Genomic DNA, 19,458 nt, shown 5'->3' on the forward strand with positions numbered 1-19,458 from the left:
GGCGGGGCCTCGTCGTCGTGGGACAGGGCCCCCTCCCCCGCCGACCCGGAGCCGACCGCCGGCGGGGTCCCGCGCGACGCGGCGCCCCCGCGTTGTCTGGTGTCCAGACGCAGGAGGATGAGCGCCGCGGCGAGCAGCACGAGGGCCAGGAGGAACCAGAACACGACCATGTCCACAGAGGGTAGTCAGCGCTGGTGGGGTTACCCGCCAGGCACCGCGGCGCTGCGTGACCTGGACGCGCCCGGGAGGCTGCGGAGGCCCGGGGCTAGCGGGGGTCCTCCCCCAGGGCGATCGGCCGCCGACGATCCGCCGACCACTGCGACCACGACCCCGGGAACAACCTCCCCGCCTCGATCCCGGCCACCTCCATCGCCGCGAGCGCATGGCAGGCGTGGATGCCGGAACCGCAGTAGACCACGGTGTCCTTCCCGCTGGTCACGCCCACGTCGGCGAACATCTGACGGATGCGCTCGGCGGGAAGGAACCGACCGCTCTCGTCGAGGAACGACGAGGTGGGCAGATTGACGGCGCCCGGGATGTGGCCGGCCCGCGAATCCATCGGCTCGGTGTGGCCGGCATAGCGCTCGGCCGCGCGGACGTCGATCAGGACGCCCTCCTCGGGGCTGGCCTGCGTCTCGTCGATGTCAGCCGTGCGCATGTGATCGAGCCTGAAGGTGAAGTCGCCGCGCTCGACCGGGTTGCCCGGCCCCACCGCCAGGTCCTCGCCCTCGGCGATCCACGCCTTGAGACCGCCGTCGAGGAGGTAGACATCCTCCTTGCCGGCCCAGCGCATCAGCCACCAGGCGCGCGCCGCGGAGGTGTTACCGGAGTCGTCGTAGATCACCACGCGACTGTCGTTGTGCACGCCGGCACGGCGCAGGGCGTCCTCGAGATCATCGGGCGAGGGCAGCGGGTGGCGGCCCTCGCGGACGTTGCGCTGGCCCGCGAGCTCGGTGGGCAGATCGACGTACTGCGCACCGGGGATGTGGCCCGAGTAGTAGTGCTCGCGCCCGCGGGCGTCGCCGAGCCGCCAGCGCACGTCGAGGATCACGGGGGTGGGAAGGCTCGCCACGTCGCTGATCAACTCGCGCGCCGTGACGAGGAGGGGACTGACCTGGGTGTCGGATGCGGGTGCGGTGGCTCTGGTCACGGGTCCATGGTAGTCGCGATGACGACGAGGCGGATCCCCTCATCGGGGACTGATCCGTCACTCCGCGGGCGCGGGGGCGAGGGCGGGGGCGGTCACGCGGAGTCGAGTTGGCGGACAGGATTCGCGTCGGGAGCGGTCCCGATCGCATCTCCTGCCCGCCAACTCATGGCCACCAGTTCGTGGCCGCCGGCTCAGGCGACGGGCGTCAGCTCAGCGTGAGCGACTCGCCGTCTTCCGCGAGCGAGACCCGCACGGTGTCGCCGTCGCGGATGTCGCCGCCGAGCAGGGCCCGGGCCAGCTTGTCGCCGATCGCCTGCTGCACCAGCCGGCGCAGCGGGCGGGCGCCGTAGGCCGGGTCGTACCCGCGCCGCGCCAGCCACCCCTTGGCCGCGTCGTCGACCTCGAGGGTCAGTCGCCGACCCTTGAGCCGCCGCGCGAGCTCGTCGATCTGGATGTCGACGATCGACTCGAGCTGCTCCTCGCTGAGCGAGTCGAACATCACCACGTCGTCGAGCCGGTTGATGAACTCCGGCTTGAAGGCGCGCTTGACCGCGTCCATCGTCTGCTCCCGCGAGCCACCCGCCCCCAGGTTGGAGGTGAGCACGAGGATCGTGTTACGGAAGTCGACCGTGCGCCCCTGGCCGTCGGTGAGACGGCCGTCGTCGAGCACCTGCAGCAGGATGTCGAAGACGTCCGGGTGCGCCTTCTCGACCTCGTCGAGCAGGACGATCGTGTACGGACGCCGCCGCACGGCCTCGGTGAGCTGCCCGCCGGCCTCGTAGCCGACGTACCCCGGAGGGGCTCCCACCAGCCGCGAGACGCTGTGCTTCTCCGAGTACTCGCTCATGTCGATCCGGACCATGGCCCGCTCGTCGTCGAACAGGAACTCGGCGAGCGCCTTGGCCAACTCCGTCTTGCCGACACCCGTGGGGCCGAGGAAGAGGAAGGAGCCGGTGGGCCGGTCGGGGTCGGCCACCCCGGCGCGCGACCGTCGCACCGCGTCGGACACGGCCCGGACCGCCTCGCTCTGGCCGACGACACGACGCGCGATCTCGTCCTCCATGCGCAGGAGCTTCTCGGTCTCGCCCTGGAGCATCTTGCCCACGGGGATCCCGGTCCAGGCGGAGACGACCTCGGCGACGTCCTCCGGGCCGACCTCCTCCTTGAGCATCGCGTTGGTGGCGGCGTCGTTCTCCTCCGCCTGGGCGAGCTGCTTCTCCAGCTCGGGCAGCCGTCCGTAACGGATCTCGGCGACCCGTGCGTAGTCGCCGTCGCGCTCGGCCTTCTCGGACTCGGTGCGCAGCGCGTCGAGCTCCTCCTTGACCTTCTGCACGCCCTGGATGGCGGTCTTCTCGTTCTGCCACCGGGCGGTCAGCTCGGCGAGCTTCTCCTTGGAATCGGCGAGCTCGGACTGGAGCGCGACGAGGCGGTCCTTGGACGCGGCGTCCGTCTCCTTCTGCAGCGCCACCTCCTCGATCTCGAGACGGCGCACGATCCGCTCGGCGGCGTCGATCTCCTCCGGCCGGGAGTCGATCTCCATCTTGAGCCGGCTCGCGGCCTCGTCGACGAGGTCGATCGCCTTGTCGGGGAGGAACCGCTGGGTGATGTAGCGATCCGAGAGCGCGGCCGCGGAGACGAGCGCGGAGTCGGTGATGCGCACGCCGTGGTGCACCTCGTACCGCTCCTTGAGCCCGCGCAGGATGCCGACCGTGTCCTCGACGCTCGGCTCCCCCACGTAGACCTGCTGGAAGCGTCGCTCGAGGGCGGCGTCCTTCTCGATGTACTTGCGGTACTCGTCGAGCGTGGTGGCACCGACCAGGCGCAGCTCACCGCGGGCGAGCATCGGCTTGATCATGTTGCCGGCATCCATCGACCCCTCGCCGGTCGCGCCGGCGCCGACGATGGTGTGGACCTCGTCGATGAAGGTGATGATCTGCCCCTCGGACGCCGTGATCTCGTCGAGCACTGCCTTGAGGCGCTCCTCGAACTCACCGCGGTACTTGGCACCCGCGACCATCGAACCCAGGTCGAGCGAGAGCAGGGTCTTGCCCCGGAGCGACTCGGGGACGTCGCCGTCCACGATCCGCCGGGCCAGCCCCTCGACGATGGCGGTCTTGCCCACGCCGGGCTCGCCGATGAGCACCGGGTTGTTCTTGGTGCGGCGGCTCAGCACCTGCACCACGCGCCGGATCTCCGAGTCGCGCCCGATGACCGGGTCGATCTTGCCCTCACGAGCCCGGGCCGTGAGGTCCGTGGAGTACTTCTCGAGCGCCTGGTACTGGTCCTCGGGGTTCTCGCTGGTCACGCGCGTGTTTCCGCGGACCGCGGCGAACGCCTGCTTGAGCGCGTCCTCGGTGGCCCCGAGCTCGTTGAGGAGCTTGGCGGCGTCGCCCCCGGTGTGCCCCGCGGCGATGCCGACCAGGACATGCTCGGTGGAGACGTAGTCGTCGCCCATCTCGGACGCGAGGGTCTGGGAGAAACTGATGACGGCGAGGGCGTCGCGGTTGAAGTTGGGGGCGGCCAGCCCCGAGCCCGACGCGCTGGGGTAACTCGCGGTGAGGGCCTTGGCCTGCGTGAGCGCCAGTTGCGGGTCCACCCCACAGGCCTGGAGCAGGGGCGTGGCGATCCCGTCCTGCTGTTCGAGCAGCGCGACGAGGAGGTGACCCGGACGCACATCCGGGTTCCCTGCCGCCGAGGCGGATTGGACGGCGGCCGACAGAGCCGCCTGGGTCTTGGTCGTGGGGTTGAACTGGCTCATCGACCGGTCCTTTCTTCGACGTGTTCTTGAGCGTACTCGGGTCAATACCGGCCCACATCAGGACCGGACAGTCCGTACAACTGCCGAACAGTTGAGTCTATTCCGCTCAAGTCAGGGAATCCGGTGTGAACGCCGCCACCACGTGAGTAGATTCTTAGCGGTACCGCGAGGCCCCTCCCTCGCATCGACCCAGGACAGGCCCCCGTTGACCCCCTCACCCCACCCCGCGCCGTGAACAGACAGCGATCCGTTCATCCCGCCGTCAGCTTCTCCGCCTACCTGCTGGCGATCGTCGTACCGCTCGTCCTGGCGCTGGCGGTCGTCGGATCCTCGCCGGCCCTCCTGGCGATGGTCCCCGAAGAGCACCGCGGCACCGTCGCCTCCTTCGGCGAGGGCGCCGCTCGCGTGTCAGGCGGGGACGGCGGCCTGTTCAGGCCGGCCCACGCCGATGCCGCCAACTCCACGGTCCCGGGGACTGCCGTCCCGCTCCGGGGCGAGTGGTCACCGCGCCGCGCCGCCGACATCCAGCCCCCTGCCGGGCTGATCGCGGGGGTCGACTACGCCGTCGAGGCCACCGAGGACGGGTACCTCGCCCATTGGCCGTGCGAACACGAGATCCCCGTGCGCTCCTACGACGCGCCCCCGGGCAGCGAGCCCGACCTCGCGTGGGCGGTCGAGACCCTCGCCTTCGCCAGCGGCCTCCCCCTCAGGTATGCGGGGCCCGGTGCCGAGGGAGAGCGCGAAGGCGACGGCGCCATCTCCGTGACGTACGGCGACCACCCCATGTTCCACACCGACCCCGAGATCGCGGGGCTGGGCGGCGTCACGGTGTGGCCGCGAGGGTTGGTCCTCCAGGGCTCGGTGACCCTGCGGCCGGATCAGATCAGCCCCGTCCCCGGGGATGCCTGGACCCGCAGCCTGACGCTTCACGAACTCATGCACGCCGTGGGCGTCGACCACGCCGTGGCGCACGGGCCCGAGGTCATGGCGGAACGGCCGGGCCCGCACCCTCCGACGATCCTGGGCTACGGCGACCAGTTCGCGCTACGACTCGTCGGCTGCCTGTGACGCGCGGGCTGTGCCTGTGACGCGCGGGCTGTGCCTATGACGCGCGGGTTGCGGGTGACGACCCCCCTCAGAGGGTCGTGACGACCTCGTCGTAGTCGAGTCGCGGCAGCCGGTCGAACCAGGCGTTCTCCGCCGGCGTGCCGATGTTGATCGCCACGAGGACGCGGTGGCGCCCGTCGGGGAAGAACTCCGCGGCGATCCCCTCGGCGTCGAACCCGGTCATCGGGCCGGCGGCGAGACCCGCTGCGCGGATGCCCAGGATCGTGTAGCCGACCTGCAGGCTCGCGTTGAGCTCGGCCACACCGGCCCGCGCGGCCTCGTCAGCGAACAGGTCGCGGGCGCCGGGGAAGTGGGGGAAGAGCCGGGGTAGTTCGTCGTGGAAGTCCACATCGGCGGCGAGCAGCGCGACGGCCGGCGCGGCGGCGGTCTTGGCCCGGTTGCCCTCGGCCAGGTGCGGCAACAGTCGGGCCTTGGCCTCCTCGGACCGCACCACGACGATCCTCAGCGGCTGGTTGTTCATCGACGTCGGAGCCCACTTGACCAGGTCATAGATCGCGCGGAGCTGCTCGTCGGTGACGGGCTCGTCGGTGAACGCGTTGGCGGAACGGGCCTCCCGGAAGAGCAGGTCCTGCGCAGCGGAGTCCAGGGTCAGGGCGGTCGGGACCTCGAAAGATGTTGTCATATCTACTAGAACTCCCGATGCGCTCCGCCGAATCCCGGTCGAATGGTGATGTCCGTCACCCCGCGCGCCTACGCTCACCTCATCGACCGCTCACCTCGTCGTCGTCATCCCCCCGGAGGTCCCCATGCCCACCCGCACCCGATCCGCGACGCTGGCCGTCCCGCTCGCCACCGCCGCCCTCGTGCTGGCGGCCCTGACCGGTTGCAACGCGATGGACCCCAACCAGGGCGGTGACACCACCTGCGGCGACTACATGGAGATGCCGCCCGAGGACCAGCGCGAGGTGATCACCACCTTCCTCGACGAGAAGGGGCAGTCCGATCCCGCCGGCATGGAGGTGACGCTGAACCAGGAGGCGGCCAAGCTCTACTGCGGAACCGTGGGCCAGGCGAGCGACCCGATCCGCAACATCGATACGGGGTAGCACCGATACCGGGTAGCACCCCACCACACCCAATGGCCCGCCCGCTACGAACTATTGGTGACAATGGTACGTGTGGAACGGGAGGCGATCTGATGAGGAACGGCGTCGTCGTCGACATCGGCGGCAGCGGGACGCGGATCGGTGCCGTGGTCGACGGCCGCGTGGTGGGAGTCCACGGGGCCGAGGTGGCCACCGCCGAGGATCTGGCCGCGGTGATCCGGGCCGTCGATCCCCTCCCCAGCGGCGTCGGCGTGTCGGTCAGCGGGCACGTCGACGCCGACCGTGGGGTCATCGAGGCCTCCCGCGCCGCCGCCTGGGCCGAAGGGCCGATGCGCTCCCAGTTGGTCGCCCTCCTGGACGCCCCGGTGTCCGTGATCGGTCACGGCGATGCCCACGCCCTGGCCCTGACCCAGCTGCCGGATGTCGAGTTCGGCGGCATCGCCATCTCGCTGGGCACCACTCTGTCGTTCGGCGCGCTCAACCGCCACGGCGCGCTCATCCACCCGTGCGGGCACACCGGGTGGGACCTCGGGCACTGGCGTCTGGTCGTGGACGGCGGCACCACCGAGGCGTGGTGGGGCCTGGGCGGGCACGGGCTCTACGACCTCGAGCGGGAGCACGGCGACGGCGCCGCCGAGATCTTCGCCCACCGACTGGGGTCCTTCGTGGTGGACGCCGTCCAGCTGTTCCGACCCCGCACGGTCCTGCTCACCGGCGGGATCGTGGTGGGCCTGGGCGAGGCACTGCACGGGCCGGTCGCCGAGCAGCTGCACACGCTGCCGCACACCATCCCGACGCCGCGGGTCGTGTTCTCACCGTCGCGGGACACCGCGCTGTTCGGGGCCGCGGTGGCGGCGGGATTGGCGATGCCGGCGGTGCGGTGATCACCCGCGCCGCTACTCGATCAACCCCCGCAGGTCGTCGGCCGTGAGCGCCGCCGAGAAGTGCTCCCCGCTGTCCAGCACGGAGGCGAAGAGCTCGGCCTTGCGTCGCTGGAGCTCGACGACCCGCTCCTCGATGGTGTCGCGGGCGACCATCCGGTAGACCAGCACCGGGCGGGTCTGACCGATCCGGTGCGCACGGTCCACGGCCTGCGCCTCGGTGGCCGGGTTCCACCACGGGTCCAGGAGGAAGACGTAGTCGGCGCCCACCAGGTTGAGGCCCACTCCCCCGGCCTTGAGACTCAGGCAGAACACCTGCGCGCCACCCTCGGTGAACTCCCCGACGGCTCCCGCCCGGTCGGTGGTCCTGCCGTCTAGGTGAGCGACCGTGATGCCCTCGGCGTGCAGCCGGTCGACCACCGTGTCGAGGTAGCTGGTGAACTGGCTGAACACCAGCGCCCGGTGCCCCTCGGCCACGACCTCGCGCAGCGACGCGATGAGCTCATCGGTCTTGGCGGAGGGGATCGATGCGTGGTCGGGGTCCACCAGTGAGGGGTCCAGGCACAGTCGGCGCAGCACGGTGAGGCCGGCGAGGATGCTGATGCGGTTGGAGTCGAAGTCGTCGAGCAGTGCCAGCAGCGACGCCCGCTGACGGGCCAGTTCGCGCTCGTAGACCCGGCGGTGCGCGGCCGAGAGCTCCACCTCCATCACCGCATCGGTGCGCGGCGGCAGTTCGCCGGCCACCAACTCCTTGCGGCGCCGCAGCAGGAACGGCCGCAGTCGGCGGCGGAGACGACGCAGCGCCTCGGCGTCGCCGTCCTTCTCGATGGGGTTCCGGAACAGCACACGGAACTCCTTGGCGTCGGGCAGCACCCCCCGACAGGACAGGGCCGCGATCGCCCACAGCTCGGTGAGGTTGTTCTCCATGGGGGTGCCGGTGACCGCGAGCAGGAAGTCCGCGCGCAGACCGGCCAGTGCGGCGAACAGCTTGGACGCAGGGTTCTTGGCCTGCTGGGCCTCGTCCAGGATCACCCCGGCCCACCCGATCCCCGCGTACGCCTCCGCGTTCAGGCGCAGGACGGTCGCGGAGGTGACCACGATGTCGTGGGCGGCCGCGTCCTCGGCCACGGTGGTGGGCGACTTGCTCTCCGTGGCCGAGCGTCGGGCCACGCGCAGCGAGGGCACGAACCTCCGGGCCTCGGCCTCCCAGTTGGGCACGACCGACGAGGGCGCCACCACGAGGAACGGCCCCGGCGAGTCGGCGACCGTCTCGGCGCCGGTGGCGGGGCCCTCCGCGCGAGTCTCGTGCGCGTGCGCGATCAGGGCCAGCGCCTGGACCGTCTTACCGAGGCCCATGTCGTCGGCCAGGATCCCGCCGATCCGGTGGCGCCACAGCATGGCCAGCCAGTCCAGACCCTGCTGCTGGTACGGCCGCAGCTCGGCCTCCAACGCGGCGGGGACGGGGACCGGTTCGGGCGTGTCCGAGGCCAGCTCGAGCAGCGCCTGCGCCCGGCCGGTCGGTGGTGCGAGATCGTCGGCCAGCTCGGCCAGGTCCGCCCACAGTCCCGCCTGGCCGAGCCCGATCCGGATGTCACCCGCCTCTCCGGTCTCGCCGGACCGGGCGGCCGAGGCGGCGAGCGCCTCCTCGAGGAGGGTGCGCAGCTCGCCGAAGCGCTCGAGGTCCACCGGGACCAGCACGCCGTCATCGGTGACGAATTCCGACTGCCCGCTCACCACCGCCCGGAACACCGTGGCGAACGGCACCGGCCGCCCCTCGACGGTCACGCCCACCGACAGTCCCAGCCAGTCGATGCCGGACCGGTCGTCCTCGGCCGCCACACTGATCCGCGGCCCCTCCGCGGCCCGGCGGATCTCCGGGACCCCGTCGCGCACGGTCACCCGGACGCCGTCGAGAGTGCGTAACGCGGGCACCCCGTCCGCCAGCAGCACCGCCGCGTCGTGCCCGGTGGCCCGCCAGGGCCCGGGCGTGACGACCCATCCCCACCCGGCCTCATCGACTCTCACCGCGAGCTCGAGCGACTCGCGGTCGGCCAGGATCGGTCCGGCGGCACCGAGGTCCCCGGACGTCAGCGGACGACGGCGCGTCGTCTCGGTGCCGTCGCTCATCCGCAGCACGTCGAGCCGGGACCACTCCGCGACGAGGTCCGGCCCGTCCGCGGAGTCGGGCCCGGCGTAGCGGCGGATCACGAGGTCGAACTCGACGCGGTCCGATTCGGGCAGCTCCAGGCGGCCGGCCCGGTCGACCACCGGGAACGCGTCGACGAGACCGGGGAGGAACTCTCCGCAGAACTCGGCGACGGACTCATCCGGGATGGTCAGCTCCCGCCACCGCCGCAGATCGCGGGCCACCCCGTGGTCGAGCCGCCCGACCGGGCAGAGCTCCAGCACCCTGTCGCGGACCACCGCGACCAGGTCCCCGCGCTCCCCCACGAGGGCGCCGGGCAGGGGGCGGTCGGGTTCCTCGTCGTCGTCGGGCATCTCCCGGGCGCCGTCGGCGTCGGGTTGTACCTCCGCCGCGGCGGTGACCACCACCTGCCGGCCGTCGGGTGACCAGGCGGTGAGCCCGACACGCCGGCGCGGCCCGGGCCGGACGTCGTGCAGGCCGTCATCGGGGACGATCTCCACCTCGGCCTCGGCCGCGGTCGAGATGAGCGGCCACAGCGCGGGGACCTCGGCATCGCACAGGTCCAACCACACCCTGGCCTGACGACGACTGCGGGCCAGCGCGTCCACGGCGCGGAACCAGCTGGTCTGGGCGGCGCTCATGTCCGCGGTCCACCCGTACCGCAGCCGGTCCCATTCCACCCCCGCCGACTTCCACCGCCCGCCCCTGCCCGGGACCACGATGCGCGCCCGGAGCCGGTTGCCCAACCCGGGCCGCAACCCGCCGGTCCAGCCGTCGTCCACGGTCTCGTCCGCCACCACCGACAGCTGCAGTCCGTAGACCTCGGACTCCCGCGGTCGGGCCTGCTGCGCCGTGCCGTGCATCATCTCTTCGACCCGCCGCCGCCACTCGGGGACCGGTTCCGTGCCGTCGTGCGCCCCGCCGTCCACCCGGCCGTGTGCTCCGCCGTCCGGATCCGCGCCGGCGAACAGCATGAGCGCTGCGGCGTGCTTGCACCGCATCGCCACCGGGCACGTGCACGTGCTGAGTGTGGGCCGCGAGAAGCCGCCCGGATCGGGACGTCCGAAGGCGACCTCGGTCCGGTACCGGCGCCCGCCACCGCCCATGACCAGTGCCGACAACGTCCGCGAATCAGGGTTGTAGCTCACGTCGCCGATGGCGTCAGGGTTCACGTACGACCGCGCACGGGCCAGCGCCGCGGTCCCCACGAACCGCTCGATCTCGGACTCGGGGACCCTCACACTCGACCGCACGCACCCAGGGTAGGGGCGTCCCACGACAGTGCGACGCGCGAGTTGCGCGGAACCGTTGACCACATCCCCGCCGCGACCTAATATGAAACCAAATGGTTTCATATCGCACGCATGAGGTGGATCTCAGTGACGACGACGTCGATCGGTTGTTCCGGGCGCTGGCCGACGCCACGCGCCGGGACATCGTCCGTCGCACGCTCACCGACGAGTGCTCCATCTCCGACCTCGCCCACCACTACGACATGTCGTTCGCGGCGGTCCGCAAGCACGTCAACGTCCTCGAGGAGGCCGGACTGGTGACCGACGACCGCCACGGACGCGAACGCCGGATCCGGGGCAACCCCGAGGCCATCCGCAGGGCCCAGACCCTGCTGGACGGCTTCGAGCGCCTCTGGCGGGGGCGCATCGACAGGCTCGACGCCCTGCTCGCCGACGACTGACCACCAGAGCAACCCAGGAACACCACCGAAGGAGAAGGGGCCGATCATGCCAGTGACATCCGTAGACAAGGACCTCGAGGAGTTGACGATGACCATCGTCGCCGACTTCCCGGTGACGGTCCGCCGGCTCTGGGACGCGTACGTGGACCCGCGTCAGCTCGAGAAGTTCTGGGGACCGCCGGAGTGGCCGGCGACCTTCACCCGTCACGACATCTACCCGGGTGGCCGGTCGGAGTACTACATGACCGGACCGGACGGCACCCGCAGCGGCGGCTACTGGGAGTACCTGTCCGTGGTCGAGGGAGGCTCGTTCGAGATCCTGGACGGTTTCACCGACGAGAACGGTCGTCCCGACCCCGGGATGCCGACGATGCGCGCGGTGTTCTCCTTCGAGGAGACCGACAGCGGCGCCCGCCTGACCACCACGACGTACTTCAACAGCCTCGACGAGCTCGAGCGGCTCATCGGCATGGGCATGGAGGAGGGCACCCGCTCCGCGATGGCCCAGATCGACGACGTCCTGGCCGATCTGCGCTCCTTCGCCGCCGACACCGGCACGCAGTCCCAGTTCCTCGACGATCGGACCGTGCGTGTCACCCGGATCCTGCGGGGCACACCCCAGCAGGTCTGGGACGCCCACCACGAGCCGGCACTATTGGACCGGTGGTTCCACGGCCCCGACGGCTGGTCCCTGGTCGGCTGCCGGGTCGCCTCCGCGCCCGGCGAGACCACCCGCTTCGAGTGGGCCCCCGGCGAGGGTGTCGAGGGCGAGGCGTTCGCGCTCGTCGGCGAGCTCATCGAGACCGACCCCCCGCACCGCGAGGTCTTCACCGAGACGATGGAGGGGGCCGACGCGACACCGACGCGTAACGAGCAGACCCTCACGGCCGTCGGGGACGGGACCCTGATGACGCTCGTCATCACCTACGACAGCGCCGAGCTCCGCGACATGATCCTCGGCACCGGCATGGTCGACGGGATGGAGGCCGGCTACCGACGGCTCGAATCGGAGATCCTGTCCCCCGCCTGAGATGTCACCGAACGCCCAATCCGCAGCACGTCGCCAGCGCACACCGGGAGGACTCACATGCGCACGCTCATCATCACCGCCTTCATGTCGCTCGACGGGGTCATGGAGGCTCCCGGCGGCGAGGAGGGTTACCGCAACGCCGGCTGGACCTACCGGGACATCCCCTTCGACGAGGCCGCGTACGAGATCAAGGGACGCGAGCAGGACCAGGCCACCGCCCTCCTGCTCGGTCGCCGGAGCTACGAGGCGTTCTCGCCCGTGTGGCCGGAGATGACCGAGGAATTCGCCAGGTACAACGACCTGCCGAAGTACGTGGCGTCGACCACCCTGACCACCGACGATCTCGTGGACAACTGGGGACCGACGACCATCCTGCGTTCGGTCGAGGACGTGGCGCGGCTCAAGGAGACCGAGGGCGGCCCGATCCTCGTCCACGGCAGCGCGACGCTCGGGCACTCCCTCGCCGAGGCGGGCCTGGTCGACCGGTACCACCTCCTGGTCTTCCCGCTCCTGCTCGGCGCGGGCAGGCGCCTCTTCGGCGCGGCCGACGTGGATTCCACCCCGCTGACCCTCACCGAGCACGAGGCCTATGGAAACGGCGTCCAGAAGATGGTCTTCGACGTCGCCCGGAAGGAGGGCGACTGACCCCCCGGGGGGTCCGGCGCGGCGTCAGCCGAGGATCCGGCGCGGCGTCAGCCGAGGATCCGGGCGAGTGCGAGCATGCCCTCGTCCTCGGTCGGCAGGGTGACATGGATGAGAGCCCTGAGGGTGGCCGTCAGCCGTGTCGCGAGTTCGTCGATCGTCTCGTGCTCCTCGCCACCGTCGAGCCAGGCGAGCGTCTGCACCTCGATGCACGTCAGCCAGGAGCGGACGGTCAGTCTCGCCAGTCGCGTCGGTTCCCCCAGACCGACCCGTCGGTAGATCTCCTGTTCCGCCTGCAGGAAGACCATCGACACCACCGAGTCGTCCGTACCAGGCAGGCGCGAGTTCCGCAGCAGGGCCCTCGCGGGCAGTCGCACCTCCTGGCAGGTGTGGAGGAAGTCGTGGAGCACCCGGACGAGTTCGGCGTCCTGATCGTCGGTGGCCTCGAGGCGGAGGCGGTCGACGAAGTCCTGGGCGACGAGGTCCACCACCGACTGGAAGACCTCGTCCACCGAGGAGTAGTGGCGGTAGAACAGCGCCCGCGACACGCCCGCCCGGCTCACGATGTCCGCGACGGTGACCTTCTCCGAGATGGTCGCGGCGAACAGGGAGGACGCCGCGGAGGTGATCTGGCGCATCCGATCCCGGGGCGGGAGGCGTCGACGTTGACCGTGGGACCCGTCGGGACCCCGGCCGGACCTCACCGCCCCCGCGTCGTCCCTGTCCGCACTCACGCGCCCCACCCTAGTGGGGCACGGTCGACCGGCCACTACAGGTCCACGGTGAGGCCGGCACCCTCCGCGCGGTCCGTGCACAGCAGCATCTCCCGCGCTCCCGGCCGACCGGGTCCGCCCGCGCGCCCTCGTCGCTCGACGGCGCCGTCGCACACCCGCACCCGGCAGGTGCCGCAGAACCCCTGCCGACAGGAGTACGGGGTGTCGGGAGCGGTGTCCAGGACGACGTCCAGCGCGCTCCGGTCGGCCGGGACCTGAAGCGTCCGCCCCGTGTGGGCGAGGGTCAGCTCGAACTGGCTGCCACCGGTCACCGGTGGCGGTGCGAACCGCTCGTAGTGCAACGGCGCACGCACCGGCCCCCGCGCCGTGCGGACCAGGTCGAGGAGCGGGGTGGGTCCGCAGCAGTAGACGGCCGTGTCGTCGTCCGCCCGGGCGAGGAGCTCCCCGGCCGACGGGCGACGGTCACGCTCGTCGTCGATCAGCAGGGTGAGCCGGTCACCGGCGAGGTCGGTCACCTCGTCGAGGAAGGGCATCGAGGCGCGGGAGCGCCCCGCGTAGACGAGGTGCCAGTCCACCCCCCGCGCCGCGCTCTCCCGCGCCATGGCGACGATCGGCGTGATGCCGATCCCGCCGGCGACGAGCAGCACCCGCCGCTCGCCACAGTAGGGGAACGCCGTCCGCGGTCCCTGCGTGCGCAGCACGTCCCCCACGTGCACCCGCTCGTGGATCTCCGTGGAGGCCTCACCGATACGTCGGACCGCCACCATCAGCCTGTCCGGGTCGGTACCGCACAGTGAGTACTGGCGGCGAAGTCCGGACGGGAGCGTCACATCGAGGTGGGACCCCGGTGTCCAGGACGGCGCCGGCGCCCCGCCCCCGGGCTCGAGAACCAGCCCGACCACGTCGTCCGCGAGCCGCGGCTTCCCGACGACCCGCATCGGGCGTACCCGGTCGACGGGTCGGACCCGGTCGACCGACCACCCCTCGGACAGGCCGGGGACGAACGCCACCGACGCGATCGCGCCGAGCAGTCGGTATCCGAGAATGCCCTGCCGGTGCCCCTTGAGTTCCCCCGGGATGGTCGCCATGTCAGTGCCCTGCCCGTGCCGCCGGTGAGGTGGCCAGGTAGCGGATCGCGGGTTCGACCGATCCCTGGGCGCTCGGATGGTACCGCCGACGCAGATAGGGGACGATCTCCCGCACCAGCACGGCGGGGCCCGGCAGGAGGCCGCGGCGAGCCGCCGAGGTCCAGTCCCGCCAGCGCGCCCTGCGGTCGACCTCCGGGTCGACGGCCATGAGGAACCGGACGCCGCGGACCCACAACCAGAACAGCGCGGGGGTGACGAGGAGATAGGTCCGCACTCTACGGATGTAAGAGTCGTCCAGATGGGTGAGCAGGTCGAAGCACACCGCCCGGTGTTCCACCTCCTCCGCACCGTGCCAGCGGAGCAGGTCGAGCATCGTGGGATCGGCCCCCGCCCGGTCGAGCGCCGGGGAGTCGAGCACCCAGTCACCGAGGACGGCCGTGTAGTGCTCGATGGCGGCGATGAGCGCCACCCGCTCCACCACCCAGTTCTCGGCGCGGCGCCCGCGGAGGCCGCGGCCTCCGAGCAGGATCCGAAAGGCCCAGTCGACCTGCCGGGTGTAGTCGGTGACGTCGACGCCGGCGGCGGCGAAGTGATCGAGCACGCCGCCGTGGGCATGCGAGTGCATGGCCTCCTGTCCGATGAACCCCAGGACGTCCTCGCGGACCCTGTCGTCCCTGATCATCGGCAGGGCCTCCCGGAGCACCTGCACGAACCAGTCCTCGCCGGCGGGCAGCAGCAGATGCATGACGTTGAAGGTGTGAGTGATCACGGGATCGCCCGGTATCCAGTGCCACGGCAGGTCCGACCAGTCGAACTCGACCTCGCGGGCCACGAGCACCAACTGCTCCTCGTCACGGGCGGGACGCCCGCGCTCCGTGCCGGTGTTGATCGTCATGGGATTCCTTCCGGTTCCGTGCGGTAGGGGTGGTCCGGCTCAGCCCGGCGTGAGGTCGGCGCGAGCGAGAGCGCGCAGCAACCCCGGTGCCAGGCCGTGCAGTCGCATCCCGATCCGGGACTCGGCGGTCACCGGGACGACGGCGCTGTTCCTGTCGGCGGCGCGGACGATCGCCCGTGCGACCTTCTCCGGGCCGTAGTTGCGCCGGGCGTACTGCCCGGACGCCGCGCGCCGCGTCCTCTCCTCGGACTCCTCGTCCATCCCGACGTAGTGGGTGGATCGGCTGATGCCGGTGTTGACGAAGCCGGGACAGACCACGGTGACGCCGATCCCGTAGCGCGCCAGGTCACCCCGCAGCGACTCGCTGAGGGCCAGCACGGCCGCCTTGGTGGTGCCGTAGGCGGGCAAAATGCGGGAGGGCAGGAACGCCGCCGCCGACGACAGGTTGACGAGCTGGCCGCCGGTTCCGTGGTCGCGCATCATCTCGCCGAAGACCCGACAGCCGTGGATGACGCCCCACAAGTTGACGTCGATGACCGCCTGCCAGTCCTGGCGGGTGGTCTCGAGGAAGCCGCCGCCCATCCCGATCCCCGCGTTGTTGATCACGACGTCCGGGACGCCGTACCGCCCCCTCAGGTCGTCCGCGAACTCCCGCCACGCGTCGGCGTCGGTCACGTCCAGCCGGTACGGCACCCCCCTGCCGCCGACGAGTCCGACCTGGCGGGCCGTGCGCTCGGCGCCGTCGAGGTCGCGGTCGGCGATGACCACGGTGGCCCCGCGCGCGCCGTACTCGACGGCCGTCGCGCGGCCGATCCCGCTGCCCGCGCCCGTGATGACGACGAGCTCGGCGGCCCGGCCACCGACGTCCCGCGCGTCCCCCGGTCCGTCCGATCCGGTGACGGCCCGGATGTGCTCGTCGACCAGGCCCGCGACCACCGCGGGTCGGTCACGGACCACCCAGTGGCCGCCGACGACGGGCCGGACACTGACGTCGTCGGCACCGAGTCGCGCGCACTCCTGCAGCGCCGGCGTGACGAACACGTCCCGGGTCGGGGTCAGGACCTGCACCGGGACCGAGGTGTGGCGTCGCCGGGGGCGTCCGAGGTGACGGCGCATGTTGGCGCGGTACATCTCGAGCCCGTTGACCAGATCGCGCTCCGGGCGCGCGGCGTCGTCCGGAGGGACCTCGGTGGCCCCGGCGCCGATCGCGAGGATCCGGCGCCCGAGTCCGCTGCCCACCCGGCTGCGCCACAGTGCCTCGGGCAACCACGGCACGTGGAACCACCCGATGTAGGTGGAGGACAGCGACTGGGTGAGCATCGGGGCGATGCGATCACGACCCTCTCCGGTGATCCACAGGCCGACCAGGTCGAGACACGGACCCGAGATCGACGTGAAGCTCGCGGCGCGCGAGGCCGCACCGTCCCCGGTGACGGCGTGCCAGGTCTGGATGGATCCCCAGTCGTGCCCGAGGAGGTGCACCGGCCGGTCCGGCGAGACCGCCCCGATGACGGCGTCCAGGTCGGCGGCGAGCTGGTCGTTGGAGTAACCAGCTCGGGAGGAGGGGGCCTCGGAGTCCCCGGCACCGCGGACGTCGTAGCGGACGACCCGGTAGCGGTCGGAGAGTTCGCGGGTGATGCCGTCCCAGACGCTGCGGTTGTCGGGGTAGCCGTGGATGCAGACGAGGGTCGGGGCGTCGGCCGGACCGGTGACGGCGACCGCGAGGGAGAGGCCGTCGGTGGTCGTCACCACCCTCATCTCCGTCTGGTTCCCGCTCATGCCGCTGACTCCGAGTTCGTCGTGGTACCCGGGTTCGTCGCTGTCTCGGGGGTCTGGCCCAGTCCGCAGGCCAGGCCCTGCCGCCTCCACCTGCGCACGTGCGGGGTCTCGTCGTCGAGCCACGCGGCCGACCCGTCCGGGCGCACCACCAGCGCCTCCTCGAACTTGACCCCGACCTCGCGGAAACCGATGTGCGGTTCGACCGCCCACAGTCCGGGCTCCGGTCGGTGGTCGGAGATCTTCCCGGACGCCCACAGGGGCGAGCGGTTGTGGGCACGCTCGACCATGAGGTCGCCGACGAGCGTGCGCACGGCACGGCTGCCGAAGCCGAACGCGATGAAGCGGGGGATGCGCGACTCGATGTCGCCGACCCGGTGGGCGATGACGCGTCCGGGGTAGACACGGTGCCGGTTGTCATAGCCCTGGCGGCGGATCAGCTCGTCGACCTCGAGATAGACGTCGCGCAGTGTCGCGCCCTCGGTGATGAGACGTGGGATGAGGTCGCGATAGGCGGCCAGGTCGGTCATCAGCTCGTCGTGGATCGGGTTCTCGCCGAGGACGCGGGCGTAGCCGATGTCCCCCACGGCGCGGTCCAGGACCGGCGCGACGTCGAGGATGTAGGGCATCTGCTGCTCCAACCGGCGGCGGGTCGGGAAGAAGTGCAGCGGCGTGGCGAACCCGCGGAAGGCGGTCCGGTCGCCGAACCAGGCGAAGGGTGTGTGGAACCACTCCCGCACACCGCGGTCGGTGAGCCAGTCGTGCAGGCGGGCGGCCACCTCGCGTTCGGTGACACCCTCGTCGAGGGTCGCCGCCACGCTTTCGACGCATTCGTAGGACAGTCGCTGCACGGTCCGGTATCGCTCGAGGAACGTGGCATCCGTCACATCACTGTGAGACATGGCGTCCATCATAGACACCGTGTCTCATAAAGCAAGGGCGCCGCCGCGGCGGCGCGGCTGGCCCCCGCGGGCCGCGGGGTGCTACCTAGTCACGATCCTCGAGCGCCGTGACCCGCGGATCCGGGTCCGTGGTCGCGGCCTTGGCCGCGAAGAACCGTTCGACGGCCAGGACGATCATCACCACCACGACGCCGACCGCCACCGCGGCCAGGACGACCGGCCAGTCGGACCCCGGTGCCAGGATGTCGGCCTCCTCGGTCTGCCAGGGCCACAGGGCCCGCAGGGAGCCGAGCATCAGGCCGGCCATGGCGATGAGGGTGGGTTTGCGGAAGTCCTCCAGCAGGCGATCGAGGACCTTGACGAAGAGCGAGATCCCGACGAGCGCACCGAGCGCGAACACCCCGAGGTAGGCGAAGTCCCGGTCGTCCACGGCTCCGAGGGTCGGCGCGTAGAGACCCATCGCGAGCAGCAGGTACGAACCCGACACACCGGGCAGGACCAGCGCGCAGATCGCCACCGCCGCGGCCACGAAGACCAACAGGTAGGACGGGTCGCTGATCGTCCCGCTCGGCAACCCGGACAGCACGAACGCCAGGGCGGCGCCGCCGACGAAGATCAGCCCCAGGGCCCAGTTCCGTCCACCCGGGGTTGCCCGCGCCATCCCGAGCGGCACCGCGATGCTCGCGGCGACCATGCCGAGGAACAGCCCGCGGGCGATCTCCGGGCTCCCCTCGACGAAGCCCTTGAGCACCCCGGCCATGGTGAAGACCATCGCCAGCATGCCCACCGCGAGCGGGAGCAACAGCCACCAGTCCACGTGCCGGAAGGCCGCGGACGTGCGCGCCCGGCGGTCCGGGCCGAGGATCGCCGACCGCATCCCGTCCACCACGTGCGCGCCCGAGTCCAGCAACCGCGGATACACGCCGGTCACCAGTGCGACCGTGCCGCCCGAGACGCCGGGCACGAGCTCGGCCATGCCGATCAGCGCGCCGCGGAGCGCGTTCCCGACCATCCCGAGTGGTCCGGGCCGGGCGGGGAGGGGCGACCGAGGGTCCAGATCCGAGTCCGCGACGGGGTCGTGATGAACCGACTCCGCTGCGGCGCCGGGGGGCGTCCCTCCCGGCTCGGGAGTGGACGCAGGCCGTGGTGACTCGACAGACATCCCTCCACTTTCCCCGACGACCCGTCCCGAAGCCCAGTCACCACCCCGCCCACGGGTCATCACTGTGACCAACCCGTCACCTCCCGACCGTCTAGAATCGGCCGGACCGAGGGAGCGGACCGAGTCCGTGGACCGGGCCGGCGAACCGGCGCGAGGATCCGCGGCGAGGAAGGGGACGCGTCATGCCGATGCACTACCCGCCGCTCCCCGACGGCACCTACCGCTACGGCGATCCCCCGCAGCCCCTGCCCTCCCCCGTCCCGGGGCCGGACCCTTCCGACACCCCGATGTCCGACACCCCGGTGTCCGGGCCTCATCCGAACGGGCAGCACCCCCCGGCCCCGCCAGAGGGCGATCCGCAGGGTGATCGCACGAGCGGCAGGACGGCGGCCGCGGTGATCATCGGAGGGCTGGCCCTCGTCGTCGT

General features: G+C 71.4%; 17 protein-coding genes. 7 read left to right on the forward strand and 10 right to left on the reverse strand.

Annotated elements, in window-relative coordinates; all coding sequences use genetic code 11:
* Window positions 1–265: 265 nt before the first annotated feature.
* On the reverse strand, window positions 266–1,150 hold the full coding sequence (locus G6031_RS18435) for a rhodanese-like domain-containing protein (RefSeq protein WP_182640138.1): 885 nt from the start codon (window positions 1,148–1,150) through the stop codon (window positions 266–268).
* A gap of 205 nt (window positions 1,151–1,355) precedes the next feature.
* On the reverse strand, window positions 1,356–3,908 hold the full coding sequence (gene clpB / locus G6031_RS18440; RefSeq protein ID WP_182654071.1) for an ATP-dependent chaperone ClpB: 2,553 nt from the start codon (window positions 3,906–3,908) through the stop codon (window positions 1,356–1,358).
* Window positions 3,909–4,139: 231 nt separating this feature from the next.
* On the opposite strand from clpB, the gene G6031_RS18445 reads away from it, so the two are divergent.
* Window positions 4,140–4,976 carry a hypothetical protein gene (locus G6031_RS18445; RefSeq protein WP_017838439.1) on the forward strand — a complete coding sequence of 279 codons (837 nt, stop codon included), beginning with the start codon at window positions 4,140–4,142 and terminating at the stop codon, window positions 4,974–4,976.
* Between the two features lie 67 nt (window positions 4,977–5,043).
* Here G6031_RS18445 and G6031_RS18450 read toward each other — a convergent pair whose 3' ends face one another.
* Complete coding sequence (locus G6031_RS18450) at window positions 5,044–5,658, reverse strand: malonic semialdehyde reductase (protein ID WP_179523517.1); 615 nt, start codon at window positions 5,656–5,658, stop codon at window positions 5,044–5,046.
* Between the two features lie 124 nt (window positions 5,659–5,782).
* Between G6031_RS18450 and G6031_RS18455 the strand changes: the two genes are divergently transcribed.
* Window positions 5,783–6,082, forward strand: coding sequence for a hypothetical protein (locus G6031_RS18455; RefSeq protein ID WP_182654072.1), 300 nt, complete (start codon window positions 5,783–5,785; stop codon window positions 6,080–6,082).
* Between the two features lie 92 nt (window positions 6,083–6,174).
* A complete protein-coding gene (locus tag G6031_RS18460) occupies window positions 6,175–6,966 on the forward strand; it encodes an ROK family protein (RefSeq protein ID WP_182654073.1) in 792 nt (263 codons plus the stop codon).
* Between the two features lie 12 nt (window positions 6,967–6,978).
* On the opposite strand, the gene G6031_RS18465 is transcribed toward G6031_RS18460, so the two are convergent.
* Window positions 6,979–10,362 (reverse strand): DEAD/DEAH box helicase, encoded by a 3,384-nt coding sequence (locus tag G6031_RS18465; RefSeq protein ID WP_347238531.1) that lies wholly within the window; start codon window positions 10,360–10,362, stop codon window positions 6,979–6,981.
* Between the two features lie 92 nt (window positions 10,363–10,454).
* Between G6031_RS18465 and G6031_RS18470 the strand changes: the two genes are divergently transcribed.
* From G6031_RS18470 to G6031_RS18480, 3 genes are read left to right on the forward strand one after another with little or no spacing between them, the layout of a single operon-like run.
* Window positions 10,455–10,802 (forward strand): metalloregulator ArsR/SmtB family transcription factor, encoded by a 348-nt coding sequence (locus tag G6031_RS18470; RefSeq protein WP_182645179.1) that lies wholly within the window; start codon window positions 10,455–10,457, stop codon window positions 10,800–10,802.
* Window positions 10,803–10,848: 46 nt separating this feature from the next.
* A complete protein-coding gene (locus G6031_RS18475) occupies window positions 10,849–11,832 on the forward strand; it encodes an SRPBCC family protein (protein WP_182654075.1) in 984 nt (327 codons plus the stop codon).
* Between the two features lie 57 nt (window positions 11,833–11,889).
* A complete protein-coding gene (locus tag G6031_RS18480) occupies window positions 11,890–12,477 on the forward strand; it encodes a dihydrofolate reductase family protein (protein ID WP_182654076.1) in 588 nt (195 codons plus the stop codon).
* A gap of 47 nt (window positions 12,478–12,524) precedes the next feature.
* On the opposite strand, the gene G6031_RS18485 is transcribed toward G6031_RS18480, so the two are convergent.
* The 6 genes from G6031_RS18485 to G6031_RS18510 all read right to left on the reverse strand — a co-directional run bounded on the left by G6031_RS18485 (window position 12,525) and on the right by G6031_RS18510 (window position 18,881).
* Window positions 12,525–13,208: a TetR/AcrR family transcriptional regulator gene (locus G6031_RS18485; protein WP_182654077.1), complete on the reverse strand. Its 684-nt coding sequence runs from the start codon at window positions 13,206–13,208 to the stop codon at window positions 12,525–12,527.
* 35 nt (window positions 13,209–13,243) lie between these two features.
* Complete coding sequence (locus tag G6031_RS18490; protein WP_182654078.1) at window positions 13,244–14,296, reverse strand: PDR/VanB family oxidoreductase; 1,053 nt, start codon at window positions 14,294–14,296, stop codon at window positions 13,244–13,246.
* Between the two features lies 1 nt (window position 14,297).
* Window positions 14,298–15,191: a metal-dependent hydrolase gene (locus tag G6031_RS18495; RefSeq protein WP_182654079.1), complete on the reverse strand. Its 894-nt coding sequence runs from the start codon at window positions 15,189–15,191 to the stop codon at window positions 14,298–14,300.
* 39 nt (window positions 15,192–15,230) lie between these two features.
* Window positions 15,231–16,970: an SDR family oxidoreductase gene (locus tag G6031_RS18500; RefSeq protein ID WP_241737423.1), complete on the reverse strand. Its 1,740-nt coding sequence runs from the start codon at window positions 16,968–16,970 to the stop codon at window positions 15,231–15,233.
* The gene (locus G6031_RS18505; RefSeq protein WP_182654080.1) at window positions 16,967–17,869 is read right to left on the reverse strand and encodes a M24 family metallopeptidase; all 903 of its coding nucleotides are present in this window, start codon (window positions 17,867–17,869) and stop codon (window positions 16,967–16,969) included. The genes G6031_RS18500 and G6031_RS18505 overlap by 4 nt, the downstream gene beginning before the upstream one ends.
* An 85-nt stretch (window positions 17,870–17,954) precedes the next feature.
* Window positions 17,955–18,881 carry a DUF368 domain-containing protein gene (locus tag G6031_RS18510; RefSeq protein ID WP_182645186.1) on the reverse strand — a complete coding sequence of 309 codons (927 nt, stop codon included), beginning with the start codon at window positions 18,879–18,881 and terminating at the stop codon, window positions 17,955–17,957.
* Between the two features lie 332 nt (window positions 18,882–19,213).
* Between G6031_RS18510 and G6031_RS18515 the strand changes: the two genes are divergently transcribed.
* Window positions 19,214–19,458, forward strand: a 245-nt coding sequence (locus G6031_RS18515) for a hypothetical protein (RefSeq protein ID WP_206682183.1), incomplete at its 3' end; no start/stop codon positions are given.

The organism is Dietzia sp. CQ4 (assembly GCF_014145125.1).
In the GTDB taxonomy this organism is placed as follows: Bacteria; Actinomycetota; Actinomycetes; order Mycobacteriales; family Mycobacteriaceae; genus Dietzia; species Dietzia natronolimnaea.

Excerpts from the sequence above, each read along its gene's own strand:
- clpB (WP_182654071.1), bottom strand. The coding sequence starts at position 3,908 with ATGAGCCAGTTCAACCCCACGACCAAGACCCAGGCGGCTCTGTCGGCC.
- G6031_RS18450 (WP_179523517.1), bottom strand. The coding sequence starts at position 5,658 with ATGACAACATCTTTCGAGGTCCCGACCGCCCTGACCCTGGACTCCGCT.
- G6031_RS18455 (WP_182654072.1), top strand. The coding sequence starts at position 5,783 with ATGCCCACCCGCACCCGATCCGCGACGCTGGCCGTCCCGCTCGCCACC.
- G6031_RS18460 (WP_182654073.1), top strand. The coding sequence starts at position 6,175 with ATGAGGAACGGCGTCGTCGTCGACATCGGCGGCAGCGGGACGCGGATC.
- G6031_RS18470 (WP_182645179.1), top strand. The coding sequence starts at position 10,455 with ATGGTTTCATATCGCACGCATGAGGTGGATCTCAGTGACGACGACGTC.
- G6031_RS18475 (WP_182654075.1), top strand. The coding sequence starts at position 10,849 with ATGCCAGTGACATCCGTAGACAAGGACCTCGAGGAGTTGACGATGACC.
- G6031_RS18480 (WP_182654076.1), top strand. The coding sequence starts at position 11,890 with ATGCGCACGCTCATCATCACCGCCTTCATGTCGCTCGACGGGGTCATG.
- G6031_RS18490 (WP_182654078.1), bottom strand. The coding sequence starts at position 14,296 with ATGGCGACCATCCCGGGGGAACTCAAGGGGCACCGGCAGGGCATTCTC.
- G6031_RS18495 (WP_182654079.1), bottom strand. The coding sequence starts at position 15,191 with ATGACGATCAACACCGGCACGGAGCGCGGGCGTCCCGCCCGTGACGAG.
- G6031_RS18500 (WP_241737423.1), bottom strand. The coding sequence starts at position 16,970 with ATGAGCGGGAACCAGACGGAGATGAGGGTGGTGACGACCACCGACGGC.
- G6031_RS18505 (WP_182654080.1), bottom strand. The coding sequence starts at position 17,869 with ATGTCTCACAGTGATGTGACGGATGCCACGTTCCTCGAGCGATACCGG.
- G6031_RS18510 (WP_182645186.1), bottom strand. The coding sequence starts at position 18,881 with ATGGTCGGGAACGCGCTCCGCGGCGCGCTGATCGGCATGGCCGAGCTC.